General features: G+C 71.0%; 21 protein-coding genes. 13 read left to right on the top strand and 8 right to left on the bottom strand.

Annotated elements, in window-relative coordinates; all coding sequences use genetic code 11:
- The first annotated feature begins 354 nt into the window (after window positions 1–354).
- Genes ACIA5D_RS28895 through ACIA5D_RS28885 form a run of 3 tightly spaced genes read left to right on the top strand, consistent with a single transcriptional unit; the run spans window position 355 to window position 2,958 of the window.
- On the top strand, window positions 355–1,569 hold the full coding sequence (locus tag ACIA5D_RS28895) for a VOC family protein (RefSeq protein ID WP_396033424.1): 1,215 nt from the start codon (window positions 355–357) through the stop codon (window positions 1,567–1,569).
- A 19-nt stretch (window positions 1,570–1,588) separates the two neighbouring features.
- Entirely contained in the window at window positions 1,589–1,717 is a 129-nt protein-coding gene (locus ACIA5D_RS28890; protein ID WP_396033423.1) for a hypothetical protein, read from the top strand.
- Window positions 1,714–2,958, top strand: a complete 1,245-nt coding sequence (locus ACIA5D_RS28885; RefSeq protein WP_396033422.1) for an RNA polymerase sigma factor — start codon at window positions 1,714–1,716, stop codon at window positions 2,956–2,958. Before ACIA5D_RS28890 ends, ACIA5D_RS28885 begins: the two co-directional genes overlap by 4 nt.
- A gap of 15 nt (window positions 2,959–2,973) precedes the next feature.
- Here ACIA5D_RS28885 and ACIA5D_RS28880 read toward each other — a convergent pair whose 3' ends face one another.
- Entirely contained in the window at window positions 2,974–3,705 is a 732-nt protein-coding gene (locus ACIA5D_RS28880; RefSeq protein WP_396033421.1) for a VOC family protein, read from the bottom strand.
- Window positions 3,706–3,842: 137 nt separating this feature from the next.
- Between ACIA5D_RS28880 and ACIA5D_RS28875 the strand changes: the two genes are divergently transcribed.
- Window positions 3,843–4,703, top strand: a complete 861-nt coding sequence (locus tag ACIA5D_RS28875) for an alpha/beta hydrolase family protein (RefSeq protein WP_396033420.1) — start codon at window positions 3,843–3,845, stop codon at window positions 4,701–4,703.
- The gene (locus ACIA5D_RS28870) at window positions 4,642–6,192 is read left to right on the top strand and encodes a phytoene desaturase family protein (protein WP_396033418.1); all 1,551 of its coding nucleotides are present in this window, start codon (window positions 4,642–4,644) and stop codon (window positions 6,190–6,192) included. Before ACIA5D_RS28875 ends, ACIA5D_RS28870 begins: the two co-directional genes overlap by 62 nt.
- A 24-nt stretch (window positions 6,193–6,216) precedes the next feature.
- Here ACIA5D_RS28870 and ACIA5D_RS28865 read toward each other — a convergent pair whose 3' ends face one another.
- The 7 genes from ACIA5D_RS28865 to ACIA5D_RS28835 all read right to left on the bottom strand — a co-directional run bounded on the left by ACIA5D_RS28865 (window position 6,217) and on the right by ACIA5D_RS28835 (window position 14,823).
- Window positions 6,217–6,756, bottom strand: coding sequence for a hypothetical protein (locus ACIA5D_RS28865; protein ID WP_396033417.1), 540 nt, complete (start codon window positions 6,754–6,756; stop codon window positions 6,217–6,219).
- A gap of 27 nt (window positions 6,757–6,783) precedes the next feature.
- Complete coding sequence (locus tag ACIA5D_RS28860; RefSeq protein ID WP_396033416.1) at window positions 6,784–8,787, bottom strand: hypothetical protein; 2,004 nt, start codon at window positions 8,785–8,787, stop codon at window positions 6,784–6,786.
- 68 nt (window positions 8,788–8,855) lie between these two features.
- Window positions 8,856–9,653, bottom strand: coding sequence for a maleylpyruvate isomerase family mycothiol-dependent enzyme (locus tag ACIA5D_RS28855; protein WP_396033415.1), 798 nt, complete (start codon window positions 9,651–9,653; stop codon window positions 8,856–8,858).
- 86 nt (window positions 9,654–9,739) lie between these two features.
- Complete coding sequence (locus tag ACIA5D_RS28850; RefSeq protein WP_396033414.1) at window positions 9,740–10,501, bottom strand: PIG-L deacetylase family protein; 762 nt, start codon at window positions 10,499–10,501, stop codon at window positions 9,740–9,742.
- Window positions 10,502–10,543: 42 nt separating this feature from the next.
- On the bottom strand, window positions 10,544–11,296 hold the full coding sequence (locus ACIA5D_RS28845) for a helix-turn-helix domain-containing protein (protein ID WP_396033413.1): 753 nt from the start codon (window positions 11,294–11,296) through the stop codon (window positions 10,544–10,546).
- Window positions 11,297–11,343: 47 nt separating this feature from the next.
- Window positions 11,344–11,688 carry a putative quinol monooxygenase gene (locus ACIA5D_RS28840; RefSeq protein WP_396033412.1) on the bottom strand — a complete coding sequence of 115 codons (345 nt, stop codon included), beginning with the start codon at window positions 11,686–11,688 and terminating at the stop codon, window positions 11,344–11,346.
- Window positions 11,689–11,805: 117 nt separating this feature from the next.
- Complete coding sequence (locus tag ACIA5D_RS28835; RefSeq protein ID WP_396033411.1) at window positions 11,806–14,823, bottom strand: ATP-binding protein; 3,018 nt, start codon at window positions 14,821–14,823, stop codon at window positions 11,806–11,808.
- Window positions 14,824–15,236: 413 nt separating this feature from the next.
- Between ACIA5D_RS28835 and ACIA5D_RS28830 the strand changes: the two genes are divergently transcribed.
- The 8 genes from ACIA5D_RS28830 to ACIA5D_RS28795 all read left to right on the top strand — a co-directional run bounded on the left by ACIA5D_RS28830 (window position 15,237) and on the right by ACIA5D_RS28795 (window position 23,540).
- Complete coding sequence (locus tag ACIA5D_RS28830; protein WP_396033410.1) at window positions 15,237–15,911, top strand: DUF998 domain-containing protein; 675 nt, start codon at window positions 15,237–15,239, stop codon at window positions 15,909–15,911.
- 47 nt (window positions 15,912–15,958) lie between these two features.
- Entirely contained in the window at window positions 15,959–18,355 is a 2,397-nt protein-coding gene (locus ACIA5D_RS28825) for a PEP/pyruvate-binding domain-containing protein (RefSeq protein WP_396033409.1), read from the top strand.
- Window positions 18,356–18,368: 13 nt separating this feature from the next.
- The gene (locus ACIA5D_RS28820) at window positions 18,369–18,950 is read left to right on the top strand and encodes a TetR/AcrR family transcriptional regulator (protein WP_396033408.1); all 582 of its coding nucleotides are present in this window, start codon (window positions 18,369–18,371) and stop codon (window positions 18,948–18,950) included.
- A gap of 209 nt (window positions 18,951–19,159) precedes the next feature.
- Window positions 19,160–19,345, top strand: a complete 186-nt coding sequence (locus tag ACIA5D_RS28815; RefSeq protein ID WP_396033407.1) for a hypothetical protein — start codon at window positions 19,160–19,162, stop codon at window positions 19,343–19,345.
- A gap of 237 nt (window positions 19,346–19,582) precedes the next feature.
- Window positions 19,583–19,735, top strand: coding sequence for a hypothetical protein (locus tag ACIA5D_RS28810; protein ID WP_396033406.1), 153 nt, complete (start codon window positions 19,583–19,585; stop codon window positions 19,733–19,735).
- Between the two features lie 32 nt (window positions 19,736–19,767).
- Window positions 19,768–21,255 (top strand): Na+/H+ antiporter NhaC, encoded by a 1,488-nt coding sequence (gene nhaC, locus ACIA5D_RS28805; RefSeq protein ID WP_396033405.1) that lies wholly within the window; start codon window positions 19,768–19,770, stop codon window positions 21,253–21,255.
- A gap of 2 nt (window positions 21,256–21,257) precedes the next feature.
- Entirely contained in the window at window positions 21,258–22,811 is a 1,554-nt protein-coding gene (locus ACIA5D_RS28800) for a basic amino acid/polyamine antiporter (protein ID WP_396033403.1), read from the top strand.
- Window positions 22,812–22,847: 36 nt separating this feature from the next.
- Window positions 22,848–23,540, top strand: coding sequence for a DUF4203 domain-containing protein (locus ACIA5D_RS28795; RefSeq protein WP_396033401.1), 693 nt, complete (start codon window positions 22,848–22,850; stop codon window positions 23,538–23,540).
- Window positions 23,541–23,542 lie beyond the last annotated feature (2 nt).

The following is a 23,542-nucleotide window of genomic DNA, read 5'->3' as shown; positions in this document are numbered from 1 at the left end:
CACCCACGACACGTCGCCGTTATCGTATGACAGTCATACAGGGACTCCCAGCGCCGCACGCGGGTTACGGCCGATGACGAACCCCAGGAACGGATCCATGCTGGGCTCGAGCCCGGCGTCAGGCGAGTGGCAGTCAGGCGAACGCCGCTGCGTCTCCGTGGGTTTCATGGCCCAACTCAACCCGAGCGGCGATACTGACCCCGCCGCGATCGACAGCGGCGCGTAGACATCGAAGATCAGCCCTCAACCCCACCATTCCGCGGGGCAGTGCCGATGGCGTCCATCGGTGCCCCGGCCGGGACGTGATCACTATCCGGGAGGAGATCGTCCGGAATGGGCAATACAGTGCCGGGCATGACAGGGATCGGAACTGACTGGCGGGCGGTCGACGGCGTTGCGACGGCCTGGTTCGACGCGCCTTCGCTGGTCGAGGGGGCTGTGCTGGCCGGGCGCATCGTGGAGCTGTCGGCCGAGATCGTGGTCGACCTGCGCTCGACAGGCGTGCGGGTGCGCCTCGACTCAGGCGAGCACGCCGAGGCGGTGTCGGCGGCCGCGCGGGATCTCGGGCTGGCCGCGAACCCTGCCGTGCTGCAGCAGCTGAGCGTCGTGTTCGAATCCGCGAACCCGTCGGTGGTGGGCCGGTTCTGGCAGCGCGTGCTCGACTACGCGCCCGGGGAGGACGGCGGTTTGGCGGATCCGTTGCGGCGCGACCCCGCGATCCGGATCCGGCAGTCGACCGAGCCACGGCCGTTGCGCAACCGCATCCACCTCGACGTGGTGCGGCCGGCCGCGGCGGTCGAGCAGGCGAATCTCGGTGAGGCATCGGGACCGTACGGGGTCTGTCACAGTGACCCCGACGGCAACGAGGTCGACCTGGTGCCGGGCGAGGTGCTCGGCGAGAAGATCGGGACAGCCGACTGGCAGGCGGTGTTCAGCGCGATGGCGTGCTACCGCATCACCTCGCCGGCGCAGCAGCGTGACCTGGCCACCGCCGCGGCGGCGCTGGCCGACGACGCCGGCTTCCCGCTGCTGGTCGACCTGCGTCCCGGGCTCGTGATCATCGACAGCGGCAAGGACCAGTGGGAGGGCGACGCCCACGGCCTCGAGCTCGACTTCACCGACCTCGCCGGAAACCTGCAGACCGCTGCCCGCGAACTCGGGGCCACGGCGGATCCGGGGCTGCCGCGCTTCGCTCAGCTGTTCCTCGACGCCGCCGACGTCGCCGCGGTCCGCGCGTTCTGGGTCGCCGCGCTCGGATACACCCATGACCGGCGAGCCGGGGTCAGCGACATCCACGATCCGCGGCGGCTGAACCCGGTGCTGGTGTTCCAGGAGCTCGACGCTTCGGATGCGGAGCGACGCCGGCAGCGCAACCGCATCCACTTCGAGGTCGCTGTGCCGTCGGACCTCGCGCAGACGCGCCTCGCCACGGCCGTCGCAGCCGGTGGCCGGCTCCTTGACGAGTCGCAGGATCGCTGGCGGGTCGCCGACCCCGAAGGCAACGAAATGGTGATCGTCGGTAATCTCCGGGATGGTGTCGTATCGGGGCGCAGCCGTTCGTGGAACTAGTGTGCGAAGGGAGACGGCCATGACCGAGTATCTGATCACCTTCAACGACGCTCGACTGGCCGCAAGAGGTGCACCGGCTCCGAGGTCCGGGGCAGTCCCGGCGCAACAGCGCCGGGGCGAAATGAGCCCGCTGCTGCCGGAGCAGTGACCGGTTCCACCGCCGAGCAGGCGATCACCCATGCCCACCATGAGGAGTGGGCGCGGCTGGTCGCTGACCTCGCGCGCCGTTTCGGCGACCTCGACGTCGCCGAGGACGCGACGGCCGAGGCGTTCGTGGCGGCGGCAGAGCGGTGGCCGCGCGACGGCGTACCGCCCAATCCCGGCGGTTGGCTCGCCACCACCGCGACCCGCAAGGCGATCGATGGGATCCGTCGCGAGTCGCAGCGCGACGCCAAGTACCAGGCGGCCCGCATGATGTACGACGACACCCCTCCCGAGCCGACCGGCCCGGTCGAGGACGACCGGCTCAGACTGGTCTTCACGTGCTGCCACCCCGCGCTCGCCATGGAGGCCCGGGTGGCGCTCACCCTGCGCCTGCTCGGCGGCCTCACCGTCGCCGAGATCGCCCGCGCCTTTCTGGTGCAGGAGACCACGATGGCGCGGCGAATCACGCGCGCCAAGGTGAAGATCAAGGAGGCGCGCATTCCCTACCGGGTGCCCTCGGCCGACGACATCCGCGAGCGGCTCGCCGGCGTGCTCGCGGTCGTCTACCTCATCTTCAACGAGGGCTATCTGGCCGGCGAAGGGGACGACCTCCTGCGCGTCGACCTGACCGACCAGGCGATCCACCTCGGCCGCCTGCTCCGGACTCTCCTGCCGGACGACGGTGAGGTAGCCGGACTGCTTGCCTTGATGCTCTTCACCGACGCCCGGCGACCGGCGCGCGTGTCCCGTACCGGGGAGCTGGTGACCCTCCTCGACCAGGACCGCGGCGCATGGGACCGCACGATGATCGCCGAGGGCAGGGCCCTGGTCCGGGAGCGGATCGAGGCGGTTGCGGCCGGCCGTGGCCCAGCCGGGCGCTACCAGCTGCAGGCCGCGATCAACGCGGTCCACGCGGAGGCCCCGTCCGCCCGGGACACCAACTGGTCCGCGATCGTCGCCCTCTACGGCCACCTGGCGCTGATCGACCCCTCGCCGATCGTGCGGCTGAACCGCGCGGTCGCGGTCGCCGAGGTCGTCGGCTCCGAGGCCGGGCTCGCCGAGATCGAACGGCTCGCCGGCGCCCTCGACGGCTACCACGCCTTCCACGCCGCCCGCGCCGACCTGCTGCGGCGACTCGGGCGCGTCGGCGAGTCGCGGGCGGCGTACGACCGGGCCATCGGTCTCGCCGGCAATGCCGCCGAGCGGGCCTACCTCACCCGCCGCCGCGACCAGCTCGCCGGCTGACCGGCTGACCTCAGCTCAGGCCGGGGCGAGGAGGCAGAACTCGTTGCCTTCCGGGTCGGCGAGGACCTTCCACGGGATATCGCTCTGGCCCAGGTCGATGGCGGTGGCGCCGAGAGTCTGCAGTCGGGCCGCCTCGGCCTCCAGGTCGTCGCCGGGGTAGGGGCGGATGTCGAGGTGGACGCGGTTCCACACGGTCTTCACGTCGGGTGTGCGGAGGAACTGCAGATAGGGGCCGACGCCCTTGGCGGAGCGCAGGACCGCGTGGTGATCGGTCACCTTGTGCAGGCTCCAGTCCATGGCCTCGCCCCAGAAGCGGGCCATGGCACGCGGATCGGCGCAGTCGACCACGACGGTGGCGATCGGGCCGGTGTCTTGGTAGAGCGAGTCGAGCACGCAGAACTCGTTGCCCTCGGGGTCGGCCATGACCGTCCACGGGACATCGCCCTGGCCGATGTCGGCGAGCGTTGCGCCGAGACCCTCCAGGCGCTCGACCACCTCGGCCTGATGGGCCGCTGAGGTGGTGGCGAGGTCGATGTGCACGCGGTTCTTCACCGTCTTGGGTTCCGGGGAAGCGACGAGGTCGATGCAGACGGCGACGGGGTCGGGATAGACGAAGCCTTCGGGTTCGAGGTTGGTCACGCCGGGTCCTTCGCTGGAGACTGCCCAGCCGAGCGCCTCCGCCCAGAAACCGCCCAGCGCGGAGTCGTCCCGAGCCTTCATGTTGATTTGAACAAGCCGCGTCGCCATGCCGACGATGTTACCGACCGCCCGGCAACGCACGATCCGCCGTACGCAATCGTTTGTCGCCGTGTCTTGATTTCGCGGAGATTGCTGGCCTAGTGTCCGAGGACATCGAGTCGCAATCGATTGCGGAGAGACTGCCCATGCGGATCGAAACCGACGACCTCGCCGACTACTTCCTGGCCGAGACTCTCGACGGCCTCTACACGCCGTACGCGCTGCGCATGCCGGCCGGCGACGGACCGCACCCGTTCGTGTTCGTCGCCTACGGCAACGGCGGTGGCGGCATGGAATGGCTGCGCGACCGGGTGCACCGCTTCCGCTACATCACCGACGTGCTGCTCGAGGCCGGGTACGCGTGCGCGTGGGCGCGCTACCGCACCGAAGTCGAGCTCGGCTACCAGACCGGCGGAAAACTGCGCACCGACGTACGGCAAGGCATGGAATTGATGAGCCGGGCGCCGCTGGAGTACGAGGACGAGGTCGCCATCCTCCGGCATGTGGCCAAGCTGCCCGGCGTCGACGGCGACCGGCTGTTCCACCTCGGCGTCAGCCACGCCGGCGAGATGCTGTTCAAGCTGCTCTCGCAGTACCACGGCCTGCTCCGGGCCGGCGTCGCCGCCGAGCCCGCCTCGCACGAGCTGCTCACCCTGAACCTGCACGACGACGAGAAGGTCACCGTCGCCGACGGCCTGCGCGACATCGAGACCCTCGAGATGCGCAGCGTCGAACGGGCCCGCCGCGCGATCACCGACCCACAGGAGGTGTCCCGGCGGCTCGACGGCGTCGACATCCCGGTCCTGGTGCTGGGCCGCGAGCAGGACGAGCTGCAGGGCATCTTCCGGCTCACCTACGAGTTGCTCGCCGAGAAGCGGGCCGACGCGCAATGGCGTTCGTGGAGCCACGACATCCACGGCTACATCTATCCGGAGGGTGAGCCCGATGCCGTCCAGCGAGAAGCCCTTTCGGTCATCGTCGACTTCTTCGACCGCCACCGAGGCTGATGTAGTCGTCGTCGGCGCGGGACACAACGGCCTGGTGAGTGCCGCCTACCTCGCCGAGGCCGGCCTGCAGGTGCTGGTGCTGGAGGCGGGCCACCGGCCCGGCGGGAACACGATCACCGAGGAGCTGACGCTGCCCGGCTTCGCGCACGACTCGTGCTCGTCGGCGCACGTGCTCATCCAGTCCAACCCGCTGCTGGCCGACGACGAGCTCGGGCTGCTGTCGCGGTGGGGCCTGCGCTATGTGCACACCGATCCGGCCGTGGTGCTGCCCCGCGCCGACGGCGAGACGATCGTGGTGCACCGCGACCTGGACGCCACGGCCGACGAGATCGGCAAGTGGTCGGCGGCCGACGCCTCGGCGTTCCGCGAGCTGATGGGTGAGTGGAACGGCGGCCTGGCGGCAGCTCACGGCCGTTGGTCGTCCGGCTTTCCGGCAAACCATGACGCGTACGAGCAATTGCGCGCGCGCTCGGCGTGGGATGTCATCCATGAGCGGTTCGGGCATCCCGCCGTACGCGATCTGATGGTGTGGTTGTCCCTGGCGACCATTCAGGACCCGCGCCGGCCCGGCACCGGCGTCCTTCCGTCCTCGATCACCGCGGGCCGGCTGCGGTTCGGCTGGTCGACGCCGATCGGCGGGTCCGGGGCGCTGCCGGCCGCGCTGATCCGTCTCCTCGAAGCACGCGGCGGCGCGGTGTTGTGCGATGCCGCGGTCGAGCGGATCGAGACGCGGGCCGGGCGGGCGGTCGCGGTGCACACCACCGACGGCCGGCGCATCGCCGCCCGGCGTGCCGTGCTCAGCAGCGGCAACGTGGCCCGGCTGCCCCTGATGCTAGAGGCGGTGCCTGATGATCTCGCCGCCGCGCGCGCCGCCTGGCGGCCCGGGCTGAGCGTCTTCGCCGTGCACGCCGCGCTGACCGCGGACCTGACCACCCAGTCGGCCGCGGCCGGGCTGGGTAGCACCGAGGGGATAGCGCGCCAGCTCGACGCCTTTTATCGAGGCGATACCGACGCGACCGATCCGTGGCTCCTGGTCGTGAACCAGACGGTGGTCGACCCCTCCCGGGCGCCCGCCGGCGCCGGGACCTTCAAGATCCTGACGGTCGCGCCGTGGGACCGCGCCGACGGCCGCGACTGGGCACAGGCCAAGCACGAGTACGCCGAGCAGATCGTGCGCCGCGTCCGCGAACGGATCGGCGGCCTCGAGCCGGACGACATCCTCGCCATGCGGGCGGAGTCGCCGCGGGACGTGGCCGCGCACAACACCCACAACCTCGGCGGTTCGTGTCACGGCGGCGAGTTCGTCATGCCGGACGGGCAGTGGCTGGCCGGCTGGCCGTCCTACACCACCGGGATCGACGGGCTGTTCCTGACCGGCTCGACCAGCCATCCGGGCGGCAGCGTGAGCGGGCGCCCCGGTCGCAACGCGGCGCGCGCCGTACTCACCGCGCTCGGGATGGACCCGGCCGCGGTGATGAGCTCCCGCTGACCGTCCGCATCTTGTGGGTCCCGATCAACCGCTCGGGGACCCGAGGAGGTCGAGGGCCCACAGCACCCCGAAACCGACCCCGGCGAGAGCGCCGGCCACGAGGACCAGGGCGAACGGACCGACGATATCGCGGATCAGGTTGCCCATCGGGGCCGGCGCCGGCCGCAGCTCGGCCTGGCCGCTCGCGACGTGCCGGCGAACGAGGACACGTTCGCCCACCCGGCCCGGGTCCCACGCCCCGTTGTCGATGGCGCAGGCGAAGCCCGGGCCCTCCACGTGTGCCGTCCAGAAGGTGTTGGAATCGGCGTCGTCGCGGCCCTGTTTGTCGGCCAGCACCGCCCACGAGTCCTCACCGAGGAGCCTGAGCTGCCAGGACCGCCAGATCATGAGTACGCCCTGCGCGGTCTGCCCGACACCGACGAGCAGAACGAGGCTGCCACCGACCCCGATCAGCCAACGGCCGGCGCCGCTGTCCCGCGTGACCAGGCGAGTCACGACGCCGGCGAGCACCATCGCCGCCAGCGCGTAGCCGAGCATCCGGGGCAGGCTTCGACGCCTTTCCATGCACCCAGCATCCTCGACCCCGTCAACCTACGGCGTCGGCTGACCGGTGCGGGAGGAGGGATGGGCGCGATTGAGGAACTCCGTACGCTCCGTTCGGGGCTGGACGTTCATGCCGGCCGCCGGGCTCGGCGCGGAGGTGACGCGAGGGTCACCGCGCCGCAGATCGCCGGACTCGTCGATCCAGCGGCGCTGCGCCGGGTCCGCCTCGATCAGGTCGCTGCGACGCCAGTTCTCGATGCGCCCGAGCCACTCGCTGTGGTCCAGCGCCTCGCTCAACACGTGCAGCCGCTGGATCAGGCCGCGGCGCTCGGCTCCGGGCAGCAACGGTGCCAGCGTCTTGGACAGCGAGGTCACCCGGCGGATGCACAGTTCCGAGCCTTCGCCGTCGCCCCGGCGGCTGAACTCGACCAGATCGCTGGCGGTGCGGATCCCCACCGTGCGCAGGGCGACCCGTAGTTCCGCGTTGCACCGCTTCGGCGAGTCCGACTCCCCGGCCGAGCCGTCGAGGTACATCACCAGGATGGCCTGATCGACCCAGTCCACCAGCCGGGCCGCCGGGAATCGCGTCTTGAAGAACAGATCGATCAGATCGTGGTGGGCCAGCGCCTCCACGTTGGTGATTCCCTCCTCCGACAGCCGCGTACGTTCGTAGAGGTCGATCCCCTCGATCTCGGTCAGTGGCTGCTGCTGGTCCAGATTCAGGACGCTGGCCTTCTGCCGCAGCGTCTTTTCCCAGATCAGGTGGAGAATGGTGTCCGGCACGAACCCCGCGGTGAACGCGATCAGGAACAGCGGCTGGGAGTTGTCCGCCGCGTTGGAGACCGCCTCGATCAGCCACGCGAGTATCACCACCACGAGCACACGGACCGCGATCGTGGTGTACGTCTTGGGCCGCAGATCGGATCGCACGAAGCCCTGCCACACCAGGCGCAGCGAGAAGAAGTACGCACCGAGGAACGCGAAGGCGACCAACGATTGGTCGGGACTGAGCAGGACCAGGAACGACAGGCTGTCCCCGGGGCCGACCTGGATCTCGTCGCCCGCGCGCAGCATGATGAGCAGCCAGCCGAAGGCCAGGATCAGCGTGGCGACGATGATCGGCGAACGGCGCCCTCGGGTGAGCCGGCCTCGCCCGCTGTCGACCCCGTACGCCTCCTCGAGCTGCCGGTCGTACTTCGCCCGCACGTCGGACAGGGTGTAGACGGTCGGGTCCAGGCGGAACACGTTCTGGATCCACCGTTGCCGCAGGGTGCTCAGTCGTTCCGCGTCGAACTGGAAGTACATCAGCGCCGGCATCAGCGCCACCACCGCGATGAAGGTCAGCTGCATGAGCCGGCCGACCAGGACGAGCGGCTTGGAGGTGTCGATGGCAAAACCGTCGGGCCAGAACGAAACCACGTTGCGCAGGTCGGTGGCCAGGTAGAGGGTCAGGGCGGGGATGAGGATCCCGGTGGCCACCACCATGGCCATGGTGAAGTTGTACCAGGCCTTGCGGCGTACCAGCCGCACCGTGCCGCCGGTCTGGGACGCGCTGCGCTTACGCTCCCGGCGGGCCGGCCGGCTCAGCATCACGAAGAACCACAGAACCAGCGCGATCCCGAGGGCGGCGCCGATGCGCAACCACCACCACATCGGCAGTGGCCACAGGGAGACCAGCCACACCAAAACGACGATCACCGCCACCCTGATCGAGCTCGCCACCGGAGCGTCGACATCGGCGGTCCGGGGTTTGTCGCACACCGCGACCTGGCGCCGGTCCACGAGCCGGCGCAGTTGCGGGAACGCCTCGTGGATGTCCTCGGGCTGCGCCCGTCCGCTACCCGGCGGCTCAGCCTTCCAGAGTCGCGATTCGAGCGGCGTCAGGATGAGCTCGCGGCCGTTGTGCTTCAGCCAGATCGGCCGGGGCGTCTCGTTCTGGACGAACCACTCGCGGGCCGTCCGGCCTCGCCCGGTCCCCACCGGGGACGATTGCGGGTCCGGCTCGAACGGGCAGTTCTCGGCTTCCGCCGGTGCGGTCACGGTCACGGTCATCACATCCTTCGTCGCATCCCATGAGGAGGACGCTTCCCGGCGGATAGATACGCGACGCGGCCCGCGAATCAGCCGGCGACGTGGGCGGTGTTGTCGAGCCAGTGCTGGACGACGTCGGTGTCGCCGTCGATGCTGATGTCGGTGACTCCGGCGAGAGGGAGTCGTCGGGTCATGGTCAGCAGCAGCGATTGTGCCGGGCCGGTCACCGTCACATCGGCCTGCCGGGTTCCGGGCCGCCAGGTTGCCCCGCCCGGGCGTCGTTCGACGAACCAGGCGCCCGCGTCGTCGGCGGTGTCGGTGGCCAGCCACTGCAGGGTCTGCCCGGTGCCCCGGATGGCGTGGGCGGACTCGGACCGTTGCATCTCCCACGTGGGGGAGGTGAGCATCGCGAGGTGGTTGCTGATGAGCGCGGCTGCGACGTCGGCGTCGATGTCGGCCGGACGGCCCGCCGCGTTGGCTGCGTCGAAGCCGTGGACGACCGCCTCGTTGAGCATGCTGGACATCCAGAATCGTGTCCCGGTCCGCCCGTCGCCCGCGGGGTTGAACACCGGCGCGTCGAGCGCGTCGTCGGAGCACGCGCTCGCGACCCGCTGCGCGGAATCCGACAGCCACGCCTGCCACTCGCGGGGGTCGGTGGGGAGCACGGCCGCCTCGGTAGGCAGCTGTGCGGGGTCGGTGATGCGTCGCTCGATGATCTCCGCGACCCAGTTCTGGGTCTGGCCCACGTGCTCGACCAGGTCGGTGATGGTCCACTCCGGGGCGGTCGGCACGGCGGCGCCGGGTCCGGCGGCGGCGGCTGATTCCGCCAGACGCCGGGTGTGTTCGACGATCGCTCGCCGGACACGGTCCGGGTTCAGCTCGGTCATGGGGCTGTCCTTCTCCGTAGGTCGTTGTGCTGTGTTCGACCGGGCGTGGCGGTCGAATTCATCGGTGACAAACACCGAGGGCCGGGTCAGTCCTGCATCGCCTCGGTGAAGAGCTCCGGCGGCGCCTGCAGGTCGTGGGCGCGGAACAGGACAGCGTGCTCGACGCCCATGGCCTTCCCGCTCATCGCGGTGAACATCGGGATGAAGTCCGCGGGGGCCGGGTGGCCCGGGAGCGCGGCGAGGTATGCGGCGTGCGCTTCGAGCGAGGCGACACCGCGGCGCAGCGGCTCCCCCGTGACCTCGACGCCGTGCGTCGCGCCGGAGCCGGCGAGGCCGGGGATGATGAGCCAGCGCACGGAGTGCGGTTCGAGGCCCTCGTCGTCGACCTGCTCCGGGAAGACCCACCGGTTGCCCGCGTCGCGCACCGCGTCGAGCGTCGCGAGCCCGGCCGCGCGGTGGTCGGCCTGGTCGAAGCCGAAGGGCGTCTCGATCTGAAAGCCGGGGCCGAGTACGACGTCGGGCTTGAACCGGCGGATCTCCCGGCAGATGTCCCGGCGCAAGTCGAGGCCGTACACGAGCACGCCGTCCGGATGTTCGAGGACCGTCAGATGCTCGACGCCGACGACCGCGCAGGCGGCTTGCTGCTCGGCGACGCGCAGCCGTGCCGTCTCCTCCGGAGGGTTCGGCATGCCGGCCTCGCCGCGGGTGAGTAGGAGATAGCCGACCTCGATGCCACGCGCGGTCCAGCGAGCAACGGCCGCGGACGTGCCGTACTCCATGTCGTCGGGGTGCGCGACGACACAGAGCACCCGCTGAAAGGACTCCTCGGGGAGAGCAGGCAATGTCATGCCGGCCATCCTCCCGCGTCGGGGGGCCGGCCGGGGGACCGGTCAGGGCCGGAAACTGAGTCGATACTGCGTGGGCGTGCGCCCGGTCAACTCGCGGAACGCGGCGTTGAACGCCGACAGGGAGTTGTAGCCGACGCTGAACGCGATCGCGGTGATCGGGAGATCGTCGTCGGCCAGCTTTTCGACGGCCGCCACTATCCGCATCCGGCGCAGCGCCGCTCGCCAGGTCATGCCGGTCTCGTCCGCGAACCGCCGCGCCAGCGATCGCGGCGCCAGGCCCACTTCCTCGGCGATGTCCTCGAACCGGGCCTGGTCCCCGAGCCGCTGCTCGGTCAGCCGCAGCGCCTTGCGCAGCTCCGGCGAGCGTCCCGCCGGCACCACGACGGGGCTCGGCTGTTCGGCCAGCCGCCAGCAGACCGCGGCCAAAGCGGCGAACAGCGTCTGGGCGTACGCCGGCAGGGGCTCCTCGCTCGGACCCCAGGCGCCGCACTCGGTGAGCAGGGCGCCGGCCAACCGGTTCAGATCGAACACCGCCAGCGGGGCCGGCGGCGCCGCGACGAACCCGACGTCGAACAGGACCGACGCGGTCGTGACCGGCTGCGGAATACTCACCCGGATGGGCCGGCCCGCCTCGATGAGGGCCGCACGGGCCGGCGGCAACAGCCACGCCTGCCCGTGCGCCTCCAGCCGCAGAACGCCGGCCGAGGCGCAGAGCAGGTAGTGGCGGTCAACGCACAGCTCACGCTCGGGCTCGGCCGGGAACGTACGCACGAAGCTGTACGCCAGGCGGGTCATCGACGCTCTCGCACGCAATGATCGTAAGCACCGTGGCGGCGCCGGTGTCAGCCTACGGTCTCCACCAGTTCGGCGCGGAAACGCCGGCTCACCGGCGCCCCTGCCATCATCGGACGGAGCACCTGACCGGAGCGGGCGAACGATGCCGAGTCCACGTACCCGGCGAACGACGCCTCGTCCTGCCATTCGTGCACCACGGTGATCTGGGTGTCGTCCTCCCTGCCGGCATAGACCCGGAAGGCGATGTTGCCCGGCATGCCCTGCACCTGTCCGCGCTCGCGGTCGAGCTGGGCGAGGGCCGCCGGACGATCGGCGGCTGCGGTGCTGAAGTCCAGAATGGCAATGAACATTGAAGATCTCCTCGGATCGGGCGGCGACGGCCGCGTGGTCACAGATCGATCCTCACCGGCCGTAAGCCGGCTCGCCGCCGCCAGCCGGACAGGTTCACGCTCGCATCGGACAGGCGGACCCGCAGATCCTTGTTCGCGTCGGTGATCCGGCGCCGCGCGTCAGGGGCGGTGCAGCCGGGCCGGGTCGGCCGCGGTCACGGCCGTCTCCGGGTCCAGGTCCCAGCCTTTCGCGTACGCCGCCGCGAACTCCTCGGGGCCCAGCGCGGCCTGGCCCCGCCGGGTGAGCTCGCGGACCTGCGGATCGGTGTGGTCGTGCGCGCCCCGCAGCCGGGCGGCGGCGCCGAGCAGCATGGCCGACTCGTGATGCCGCCCGCGCGTCGCGGCGAGCGCGGCCGCGTTCACCGTCACCGGTGACAGCACCGGCAGTTCCCGCGTTGCCAGCGCGGCCGCGTACGCCTCCCGCAACGCCTTGTCCGCGCCGGGCAGGTCGCCCAGCGCCAGGCAGAGTGCGGCCCGTGCGCTGCCGGCCATCGCACGGGCCTGATCCGCGGGGAACACGGTGTCGGCGAGCAGGCCCCGCTCGGCGTCGTCGAGCAGGTCGGCTGCCCGGCCCAGATCGCCGAGCCGCACCCGCAGGCCGGCCTCCCACGTGTCGATCAGGACCAGCATCTGCGCCGAGGACGCGTGCAGCGCCCGCTCCCGGGCCGCGTCGATCGTCGCCATCGCCCTGTCGGTGTCGCCACGCCGCAGATGCAGGTCGATCCAACGCAGGTCGCTGTAGAGCTGGTCGCCGAGGCTGACCGCGCCGAACTCACCGGCCAGCGTCCGGGCCTCGTCCAGGTCGGCCAGCGCGCCGTCGAGGTCGTCGTACCGCCGCAGCTGGGCCCGTATCGGCAGGGTGGCGGCCTGGCCCCAGCGGTCGCCGGCCTGACGGAAGCGAACCAGGGACGCCTCCACGTGGGCACGCATCGGCGTCAGTGCGCCCGCGTTCTCGGCGATCTCGGCGAGGAACATGTGGGCCAGCCCGGACAGCCACACGTCGTCGCCATCGGCCAGGCTCTGGAAGACCTCGAGCGCCGCCTCCTGCTCGAGCAGGAAGAGCAGGACCGGTCCGAACACGCGGTAGTGGCTCGGCAGCTCCGCCTGCGCGAGCAGCCGGCCGGCCAGCTCGCGCATCTCCGCCCGGTCGTCGGCGGCCTGCCCGGCGGTGATCCCCGACAGGGTGTCCGCCCGGTTGAGCAGGTAGACGGCTCGGGCGCAGTCACGTTCGGGCGACCGGCCGCCAGGATTCGAGGTGGGCACCGCCAGGGCCGCACCCAGCCAGTAGGCGCCGTCGCTCTGGCGGCCGGACATCTGCCAGTACCAGGTCAGGGCCAGCGCGAGGGCGATCGCGGCGGAGGAGTCGTGGGTGGCGCACAGGTGTCGCAGGGCGGCGAGCATGTTGTCGTACTCGGCGCCGATGACTTTCATGGCTTCCACCTGGCCGGGCCCGCGCAGCCGGGGGTCCTGGCGGGCCATCAGCTCGGTGAAGTGGGCGGCGGCCAGGTCGCGGGCCGTGCCGAGTTCGCCGGTGTCGGTCAGGCGGCCGGCGCCGTACTCGCGGATGGTCTCGAGCATGCGGTAGCGGCCGGCGCCGGGCGCGAGCTGCAGCAGTGACCGGTCGACGAGAGTGGCGAGCAGTTCGGGAATCTCGGCGGCGGGCACGGTGGTGCCGGCGCAGACGGCGGCGGCCGCGGCGGGGGTGACACCGCCGGGCAGGATCGAGATCCGTTCCGCGACGGTGCGTTCCCGCTCGTCGAGCGGCTCCCAGCTCCAGGCGATGACCGCGCGCAGGGTGCGGTGCCGCGGCGGTGCGGTGCGGCTGCCGGTGGTGAGCAGCCGGAAGCGGTCGGAGAGCCCGCCGGCCAGGTCGGGCAGCGACAGCGTCCGCAACCGGGCGGCGGCCAGTTCCAGGGCCAACGGCATGCCGTCCAGGCTGCGGACGACGTAGATGATCTGCGGCAACGTCGAAAGATCAACATCGAAATCGGGGCGTACGGCCGCAGCCCGCTCGATGAACAGGCGCACCGCGGCCGTGCGCCGGGCTTCGTCGACGCCGTCGCCCGGCTCGGGCAGCGTCAGCGGTCCGAGTGGCACGAGGGCCTCACCGTCGACCGCGAGGGGTTCGCGGCTGGTGGCGAGCACACGCAGACCGGGGCAGCGGGACAGCAGGACGGCGACCAGCTGAGCCACGGCGTCGATCAGGTGCTCGCAGTTGTCGACCAGCAGCAGGCTCTCCCGGCCGCCGAGCTCGCCGGCGACGACGTCCAGCTCGTCGCCCTCGACTCGCTTGCGGGCGTCGAGCATCGCGCCGCCGCGCAGGCCGATCCCGGCGAGCACCGCCGCGGCGACCTTCGCCGGTTCGGTGACCGACGCGAGGTCGACGAGCCACGCGCCGTCGCGGTACTCGTCGCGGTGGTGGCGAGCGGCCTCCAGGGCGAGCCTGGTCTTCCCGGCGCCGCCGGGGCCGAGGACGGTGACCAGACGTCCGGCGGTGAGCAGCGTCCGGATCCGGGCGAGATCGTCGTCGCGGCCGATGAAGCTGGTCAACGGCGCCGGCAAGCCGACCAGCTGGACCTGTCCGGGCCGGACCTGTCCGGGCCGGACCTGTCCGGGTTGGGTCGCCGGGACGGACCGGCCGGGACGCAGCAGGCGCAGATGGCGCTCCCGGAGGGCAGATCCCGGATCGGCGCCGAGGACGTCGGCCAGCGACGCACGGACCCGCTCGTAGACGGCCAGCGCCTCGGCTTGGCGTCCCGCGGCGGCGAGCGCATCCATCAGAAGTGCGGCCGCCCGCTCGTGGACCGGGTGCTCGGCCAGCAACCCGGTCAGCCGGGCGGCGGCGACCTCGACGCGTCCCCGCGACAACTCGGTGTCGGCGAGGTCGGCGACCGCCTCGATCGACACCTGCGCCAGCCGGGTCGCGACCGTGGGCGCGACCGCGGCGATGACTGCGGGTTCGGCGCCGGGACGTGCGCCCCACAACGCCACGGCCTCGGCGAGCGCAGCACCCGCGGCATGGGGGTCACCCGCGCGCAGCCTCTCCCGGCCGGCGGCGGCGAGCTGCTCGAAACGCAGAGCGTCCACGTCGGCCGCGTCCACCGCGAGCCGGTAGCCGCCCGCCACCTGCACGACCACGCCCGGGTCCGTACCGGCCGGAGTGAGGGCACGACGCAACCGCGTGACGAGGGTTTCTGCAAGGCAGGGGTCGGACCGGACGGCGGCTGCTCGCCCCAGATCGCGTCGACCAGCACGCCGGGCTCGACCGCGTGGCCGCCGGCGAGCGCCAGCCGCACGAGCAGGCTTCGCAACCGCGCGCCCGGAACGGGCAGGACGGCGCCGCCACGAGACGCCTGAAAGGCGCCGAGCAGCGTCACACGAAGCCGTGCGCCCCCGTCCATCGCCCCATCCTCGCGCGCTCGCCCGCACGACTTCACACCAGGGCGGCCGCGCCACCGCCGTGTTTGCCCCGTGTTTGTGCCGTGTCAGCGACCCGCCGCAGTCTTCGCACGACTCGAACACCAGCACGACTCGAACACCAGGAGGACACCGTGAACGACCTCAAGCCCGACCTTTCCGCGGTACCGCAGAGCCGTGCGGCGGGAGCGGCGCTCATCGCCGGCGGGGGCGTCTATTTCGTCGCCGAGTTCATCGCCGCGGCGGCGTGGACGGACCCGCCCTACAGCTACACGTACCACTTCGTCAGCAACCTCGGGGTGCACGGCCCCGCAACCGCGTTCGGGCAGTTCATGTACTCGCCGCTCGCGTGGGTGATGAACACCGGCTTCATCCTGTTCGGGCTGGCCGTGCTGACCGGCGTCGTCATGCTGAGAGGGCTGCCGGGGCGTCGCTGGGCGCTGGTCGCGACGGCCGCAGTGCTGGCAGCCGGCAGCACACTGGTGGCGCTGTTCCCGGGATCCAGTGAAGCGTCCGCTCTGCACGGGCTGGGCGCTCTCGCGGCGTTCGGCGGCGGCAACGCGCTCGCGATCCTTCTCGGCCGGGCGCATCGGCTCCTCGGCCTTTCCCGCCGGCTCGGCCGGGCCCTGCTGATGCTCGGGACTCTCGGCTTCGTCTCGCTGGTGGTCTACCTGACCGTCGCGACGGGAACCGGGGTTCTCATCGGCTTCTTCGAACGCGGCGTCATCTACCCGTTCCTGGTCGGCTTCATCGTTCTGGGAGCCGCACTTCGTCGCCCCGCGCATGACATTGCAGTCGCAATGCGATAGGCGTACGGTACTTTTCCAATGCAACTGCATTGCAAAGGAGCTCACCCATGTTTGTGATCCCGCTGGCCGAGGCAAGGCCGGTAGCCCTGGCGGGTGGTAAGGCGGCCGGTCTCAGTGAGCTGATCCGGCTGGGTGAGCGGGTGCCGCCGGGCTTCTGTGTCACCACCGACGCGTACGGGCGCGGTGAGCTGCCGCGGGCGGAGATCCTCGAGGCGTACGAGAAGATGAGCGGCGGCCCGGTGGCGGTGCGGTCCAGCGCGACCGCCGAGGATCTGCCGGATGCCAGCTTTGCCGGGCAGCACGACACCGTCCTGGACGTGACCGGCGGTACGGAGCTGATCGCGGCGATCGAGAAGTGCTGGGAGTCGCTGCACTCGGCGCGCGCGGTCGCGTACCGCATGGCGCGTGACATCGACCCGGCGACCGTACGGATGGCTGTCGTCGTACAGCGGATGGTGGATCCGGCGGTGGCCGGGGTGTTGTTCACGGCGAACCCGGTGACCGGCCGGCGCACCGAGATGGTCGTGGATGCCGCCCCGGGCCTGGGCACCGCCGTGGTCGACGGCGCCGCGCCGGTGGATCACTACCGGTTGGACGGCTCCGCGCCGCCGGAGCGCGGCTGCCTGAGTCCCGCCCGGCTGGCCGAGCTGCGCGACATCGGAGAGCGGCTGCAATGCCAGTTCGGCGTTCCGCAGGACGTCGAGTGGGCGATCGACCGGGATGGTGTGCTGTGGCTGCTGCAGTCGCGGCCGATCACCACGCTGTTCCCGCTCCCGCCGCCGACCGAGGCTCCTGGGCCTCGCGTCTACCTGGAGTTCGGACACGTGCAGGGCATGCTGCAGCCGGTCACGCCGATGGGGATGTCGAACTTGAAGAAGACCGTCGCGGCGATGGCGGCCTCGCTCGGCCTGCGGGTGGAGATCGCGGACATCGGTGGCCGGCTCTACGGCGACCTGAGCGATCTGGCGCGGCATCCGACCGCCCGCAAGCGGCTGGTGAAGCTGATGGCGGTGGACTTCGGCCCGCGGGCGCAGGCGGTGATGGAGCACGTACTGGCCGATCCCCGGTTCGCCCCGGTCAAGAAAGGCCGGACCCGCGCGCCGGCGCCGGCGTCAGCGCGAACCGCCGTACGGGCCGCCACCGGGGTCATCCGCGCGCTGGCGAGGCCCGAGGCCGCCCGCGAGCGGGTATCCGGGGCCGTGGAGCGGCTCCGGCTGGCGTCGGCCCCGCGCACGGATCTGCGCACGGCCGCCGACCGGCTGCGGTACGTGCAGGCGGACGGCTCCGCCGACGGCGCCGCCGACGATCTCACCTGGCCGATCGTCGCCGGGATGCTCGCCGCCGCGTTGCCCGCCGCGCTCCTCGGGGACGTCGCCCGACCGGGCGAGATCCACACCGTCCTGGGCGGGATGCCGCACAACGTCACCATCGAGATGGACCTGGCGCTCTGGCGGCTCGCCGCCCGAGCCGGCGAGCACCGCGACCTGTTACTCGGCACGCCACCGGCCGAACTGGCGGCCCGGTACCTGCGAGGCGACCTGCCCGACATCGGGCTACGGACGTTCCTCGAGGCGTACGGGCATCGCGGCGTCGCCGAGGCCGACCTCGGCGTGCCGCGCTGGTCGGAGGACCCCACGCCGATCCTGGCCGTGATCGCCAACTACCTGCGCCTCACCGACCCCGACCAGGAGCCCGGCCGGCGATTCGCCCGTGCCGCCGCGGCGGCCGAGGCCACCCTCGCCGAGCTCACCGCGCGCGCCCGGCGGCGCCGGCCGGTGCGCGGCCGGATCGCCGGCTTCCTGCTACGCCGGGCCCGATCGCTGGCCGGCCTCCGGGAGGCCGGAAAGTTCGCCGGCCTCTACCGACTGCAGGCCGTACGACGGGAGCTGCTGCTCCTCGGCGCCGACCTGACCGGTGCGGGGGTCCTGACCGAGCCGGGTGACATCATGTACCTCACCCTCGACGAGGTGGCGACCGCCGTGCACGAGGGCGCCGATCTGCGGGACACCGTGGCCGCCCGCCGAGCGGAGTACCGCCGCGAGTCGCGCCGCCGGACCGTACCGGTCGGGCTGCTCTCCGACGGCACGGTTGTCGAGGCCGTCCTGCCGGCTGCCGCCGGTGCTCGAGGTGTTCTGCTGGGGGTCGGCGCGGCCGGTGGCCGCGCGACCGGTCCGGCCCGTGTCGTCCGCGACCCGGCCACCGCTGTCATCGAGCCCGGCGACATCCTCGTCGCTGCCACCACCGACCCGGGCTGGACTCCGCTGTTCCTCACCGCCGCGGCGCTGGTCACCGAGACCGGCGCGGTCATGGCGCACGGTCCGACGGTGGCCCGCGAGTACGGCATTCCGGCCGTGATCAGCGTCCCCGGCGCCACCGAGCGGATCGCCACCGGGCAGACGATCACCGTGGACGGCGCGGCTGGGACGGTCACGCTCGGCGCGTGACACCATCCGAGCCATGCCGAAAAAGGTGGATCACCAGGCGCGGCGGGCGCTGATCGCGGACGCGCTGATGCAGGTCGCGGCCGAGCAGGGTCTCGAGGCCGTGAGCCTGCGTCACGTGGCCGCCGCGGCCGGGGTCTCGGCGGGCATGGTGCAGCACTACTTCCGTACCAAGGACGAGATGATGGCGTTCGCGCTGGCCGTCGTGCGCGCCCGCAACCAGGTGCGGGTCACCGAGGCGATCGGCCGGCTCGGCGACGACCCGCCGGCGCGGCTGCTGCTGCGTACGATGATCGCCGCGCTCCTGCCGCTCGACGATCAGAGCCGCGCCGACGGCCGGGTCGCGCTGGCGTTCCTTGCCTACACGGCGGTGCGTCCGGCGGCGGCCCGCGAGTTGCACGACGACACCGCCCAGATGGTCGGCTTTCTCGCCGGGCTCCTGCCCGGTCCGGACGCCGCGGCGGACGCGGCCGGCCTGCTGGCTCTCATGGAGGGCCTGGGTGTGTACGTACTCGGCGGTCAGTACACGGCGGAGCAGGCCCTGGGGGTCCTGGACGCCCACCTGAACCTGCTCTTCGCCCGCCGAGGTCGCCACTGAGCGGGCAGCGCGGCACGGTGGGAGCGCTTATCGTTCCCGTTCATGCGTCGTTTGCTCGCCGTTCTCCTGGGTCTGGCCATCCTTCACCGCCGGCCCGGGGTACACGAAGCACACCATGACCGGAGTGACGGTCACCTATGAGATCGGCGCCACCCTCGACGGGGCGCGAATGGGCAAGCGGGACGCAGTACATCCGCTGGAGCCCACCGGTGATGCCGGCCGGGCAGACGTACGCCTGGACGTTCCGCCTGAAGGTCACCAAGCTGATCCCGGACGCCGAGGGCCGGGTGGAGTCCAACCCGGCCGCCTGTGAATGCCAGGGCTACCCCGACGACACGGACCGGTCGTACCCACGGAACCTCGCGGATCAGTCGATGCCGCCATTTGGCCGGTGAGCCGGCCGCTGCGCGCGTCGTCCGTGGCGGCTGTCCCGCTCGGGGACCGAAGACTTTCACGAACATCGACTCCGGCCACCACGCATGGATCATCCGCGGCGGATGAGGACCTTGTTTCCGGCCGCTGAGTACCGTCCGGATGACAAGAGGCGAACCGTCCGCCCTGGCTGGACGTCTGGCACAGGTACGACGCTGCGGACGCCGGCGACAGGGGGGAAGAAGGTGGGAGGCACCGCCATGCCGGACAACCACAGCCTCGGCGTGCATTCGGAGGCGGGACGGCTGCGGAAGGTGCTGGTCTGCGCCCCGTGCGCTCGCGGCGCCGAGGTGCCGCGATGCACCTGGACACCGTCTTCACGTTCGCTGATCCGCGACGCCGTCGACTTCTGAGAACGCGTTCCGTGCCCCCGGAGAGGTAGGCCATGGCAGAACGTGAGGTCCCGACGGTCAGACGACCATCGCTGATCGATGCTGTCGTCCCGCTGATCGCGCTGGCGGTGCTGATCGCCAGTTCCCTGGCGCTGTTCGGTCTCGACGCCCTGGACGGGCCGCTGCAGGTGGCTCTGGTGGTGTGCGCCGCGATCGCCGCGTTGATCGCGCTGAAGAACGGGCACAGCTGGGAGGAAGTCCAGCATGCCGGGCAGGAGGCGATCGCCTCGGTGACGAGCGCGTTGTTCATCCTGCTGGCGGTCGGCGCGCTGATCGGCACGTGGAATCTGTCCGGCACCATCCCGACGCTCGTCTACTACGGGATCCAGGTGCTGTCGCCGTCGTGGTTCTACGCGGCCACGGCGATCATCTGCGGGATCACCGCGCTGAGTATCGGCAGCTCATGGACCACTGCGGCGACGATCGGCGTGGGCCTGGTCGGCATTGCCGCCCTGCTCGACGTGTCGCCGGCGATCACGGCGGGTGCGGTGATCTCGGGTGCCTACCTCGGCGACAAGACGTCGCCGTTGTCGGAGACCACCATCCTGACCGCACAGATGGTGGGGATCGACCCGCGCGAGCACATCAAGCGCCAGGTGTGGACCTCCGGGCCGGCGTTTCTGATCGCGCTGGCCGTCTTCTTCATCTTGGGCCTGGTCAGGGCCCCGGACGTGCACGACACCGTATCCACGGCCACGGAGCTGGCCGACCTGGACAAGCTGTTCTGGATCAGCCCGGTGAACCTGCTGCCACTACTGCTGCTGGTCGTGCTGTCGGTGCGCAAGGCGCCGGCGTCGCTGTCGCTGCTCGGGTCGGCGTTGTTCGCCGGCGTGCTCGCGGCGTTCACCCAGCGCCAGGTCGTCGCCGACTTCATCGCCGGCACGGGCAACGTGATAGTGGAGTCGATCAAAGCGACCTGGCTGACGATGGCAACCGGGTTCCACGCCGACACCGGCCTTGCGGAGGTCGACCGGCTCGTCTCGCGCGGCGGCATGGCGAGCATGCTCTACACGCTGTGGCTGATCTTCGGGGCCGTAACGCTGGGCGTCCTGCTGGAACGGTTCGGGCTGATCTCCCGGCTGGTCGACCCGATGATCGCCTCCGCGAAGAGCACCGGGCGGCTGTTCTTCACCGTGTTCGCCTGTGCCTTCGGGCTGAACGTCGTCGCGGGTGACCAGTACATCGCCCTGGTCCTTCCCGCGCGTATCTTCCGCCTCGAGTTCGCCCGGCGCGGTCTCGCGCCGACGAACCTGTCCCGGTTGGTTGCCGACAGCGGCACGGTCACGTCCCCGCTGGTGCCGTGGAACTCGTGCGGGGCGTTCATGGGTGCCACGCTCGGCGTCTCCACGCTCCTCTATTTGCCGTACGCCATCTTCTGCTACGCGAGTCCCGCGCTGAGCGTGCTGTACGGCGTCACCGGCTTCAAGATCGAGAAGGTCGAGCCGGTCGCGCTCGAACCCTCCCCAGGACGGAGTGACTGACAATGGCAGACACGGTCCCCACGGCCGCCGGCACCCCGGCCGCCGGCACCCCGACCGGCGGCACCCCGGCCGCCGGCACCCCGACCGGCGGCACTCTGGTGGCCGGCGCCCCGGTGGCCGACCCCCCGGTCGTGACGCCGGGCAAGATGAGCCTGCCCACCCTCACCGCGATGGTGGTCGGCAGCATGGTCGGCGCAGGCGTGTTCTCGCTGCCGGCACGCTTCGGTGTGGCGACCGGGATCCTCGGGTCGCTGATCGCCTGGGCGATCGCGGGGGCGGGAATGCTGATGCTCGCCTTCGTCTTCCAGAACCTCGCCATCCGCAAACCCAACTTGGACTCCGGGGTCTTCATCTACGCCAAGGCCGGCTTCGGCGACTACGCCGGCTTCAACTCCGCGATCGGCTTCTGGGCCAGCGCGATCGCCGGCAACGCCTTCTACTGGGTGTTCATCACCGCGACCCTCGGCGGGCTCTTTTCCGGCTTCGGTGACGGCGACACCATCCTCGCGCTGGCGCTGTCCACCGTCGGGGTCTGGCTGTTCCACTACCTCATCGCGCGGGGGATCCGCGACGCCGCTGTGATCAACCGGATCGTGACCGTCTTCAAGATCCTGCCGATCCTCGTCTTCATCGTCGTACTGTTCGTCGCCTTCGACGCGGGCATCTTCGCCGACAACTGGACTGCCACCGGCTACGGCGATCTCGGCTCGCTCAACGAGCAGGTCCGCAGCACCATGATCATCACAACGTTCGTCTTCCTCGGCATCGAGGGCGCGAGCGTCTACTCCCGCTATGCGAAGAGGCGCGCGGACGTCGGCAAGGCCACCGTCATCGGCCTTCTGAGTGTGCTGTCGATCTTCTCTCTGGTGACGCTGTCGAGCTACTCGGTGATGGCTCAGCCGGAGATCGCCGCGACCCGCCAGCCCTCGATGATCGGCCTGTTCGAGCACGTTGTCGGCGATTGGGGCCGCTGGTTCATCAGCATCGCCGTCATCGTCTCGGTCCTGGGCGCCTACCTCGCCTGGACCTTGATGGCCGCCGAGGTGATGTACATCCCGGCCCACAACGAGGACTTCCCCGCCTTCCTCGGCAAGGAGAACGACAAGAAGACGCCGATCACCGCGCTCGTCGTCAGCTCACTGGCCGTCCAAGCGCTTCTCGCCGTGACCCTCGTGCTGACCGACGCGCTGAACTTCATGCTCGACCTGTGCACCAGCCTGGCGCTGATCCCCTACTTCCTCGCCTCCGCGTACGCGTTGAAGCTGGGTCTCACCGGCGAATCCTACGAGGATGTGGCTGCCCGGACGCGCCGCAAGGAGGCCATCTTCGCAGGGATCGCGACCGCTTACACGCTGTTCCTCTTCGAGGCCGCGGGCTTGAAGTTCCTGCTGCTCTGCACGGTGGTTCTCGCCCCGGCCACCCTGCTGTACGTCAAGGCGCGCAGCGAGCGGGGCCGCCGGCTGTTCACACCCACCGAGATCGTCCTCTGCGTCCTGATCGTGGCCGCCGGGATCATCGGTGTCGTCGGCTTGTGGACCGGCTTCATCGCCATTTGATGCGTCGGGAGTTCGCACGAGGAAGGGTTAGGCGCCGTGCGTGACGTTCTGTTGGGGCTGCTGGCGCTCGCCGTAGGAAGCCTGTTCTGCTTCCGCGGCTACCTGAGCATGCGCCTGGTGATCCCCGTGTGGGGCGCGTTCGCCGGCTTCCTGCTCGGCGCGGGGTTGATCGACCGGGTGACCGGTGACGGGTTCCTTGCCGGTGTCCTGACCTGGATCATCGGGTTCGGCGTGGCGGCGGCGTTCTGGTTGCTCGCCTACGCCTATTACGAGGTATCCGTGGTCCTGGCAATGGCGGCGATCGGCTTCGTCCTGGGCGCCACCCTGATGGTGGGTGCGAACGTCCGCTGGTCGTGGGCGGTCATCGCGGCGGGCATGTTGGTGGGGATCGCGCTGGCGGTGCTCGCCGTCGTCGGCCGGCTGCCGATGCTTCTGCTCGCCGTGCTGACCGGGCTAGCCGGTTCGGCCACGATCGTGGCCGGGATCATGCTGCTCACCGGCGGGGTGGCCGCGGACGATCTCGGATCCGAAGCGGTGATCTCGCGCATCGAGGACACCGCCGGGTGGTGGGTGCTGTACGGCGTTCTCGCCCTGGCCGGGATCGTGCTGCAGCTGCGCCTCCTCGCGGACAAGCGGCGCAGTGTGCGGGCCCAATGGGCCGCGGACGGCGGCCGGCAGTTGTACCACCCCGGTGGGGCGCACGGCGCGACAGATGGGGCCGCCTCGTGACC

The sequence above is a fragment of the Actinoplanes sp. NPDC051513 genome (genome assembly GCF_044454685.1).
Classification (GTDB): domain Bacteria; phylum Actinomycetota; class Actinomycetes; order Mycobacteriales; family Micromonosporaceae; genus Actinoplanes.
This window is presented reverse-complemented; position numbering and strand designations above follow the sequence as displayed.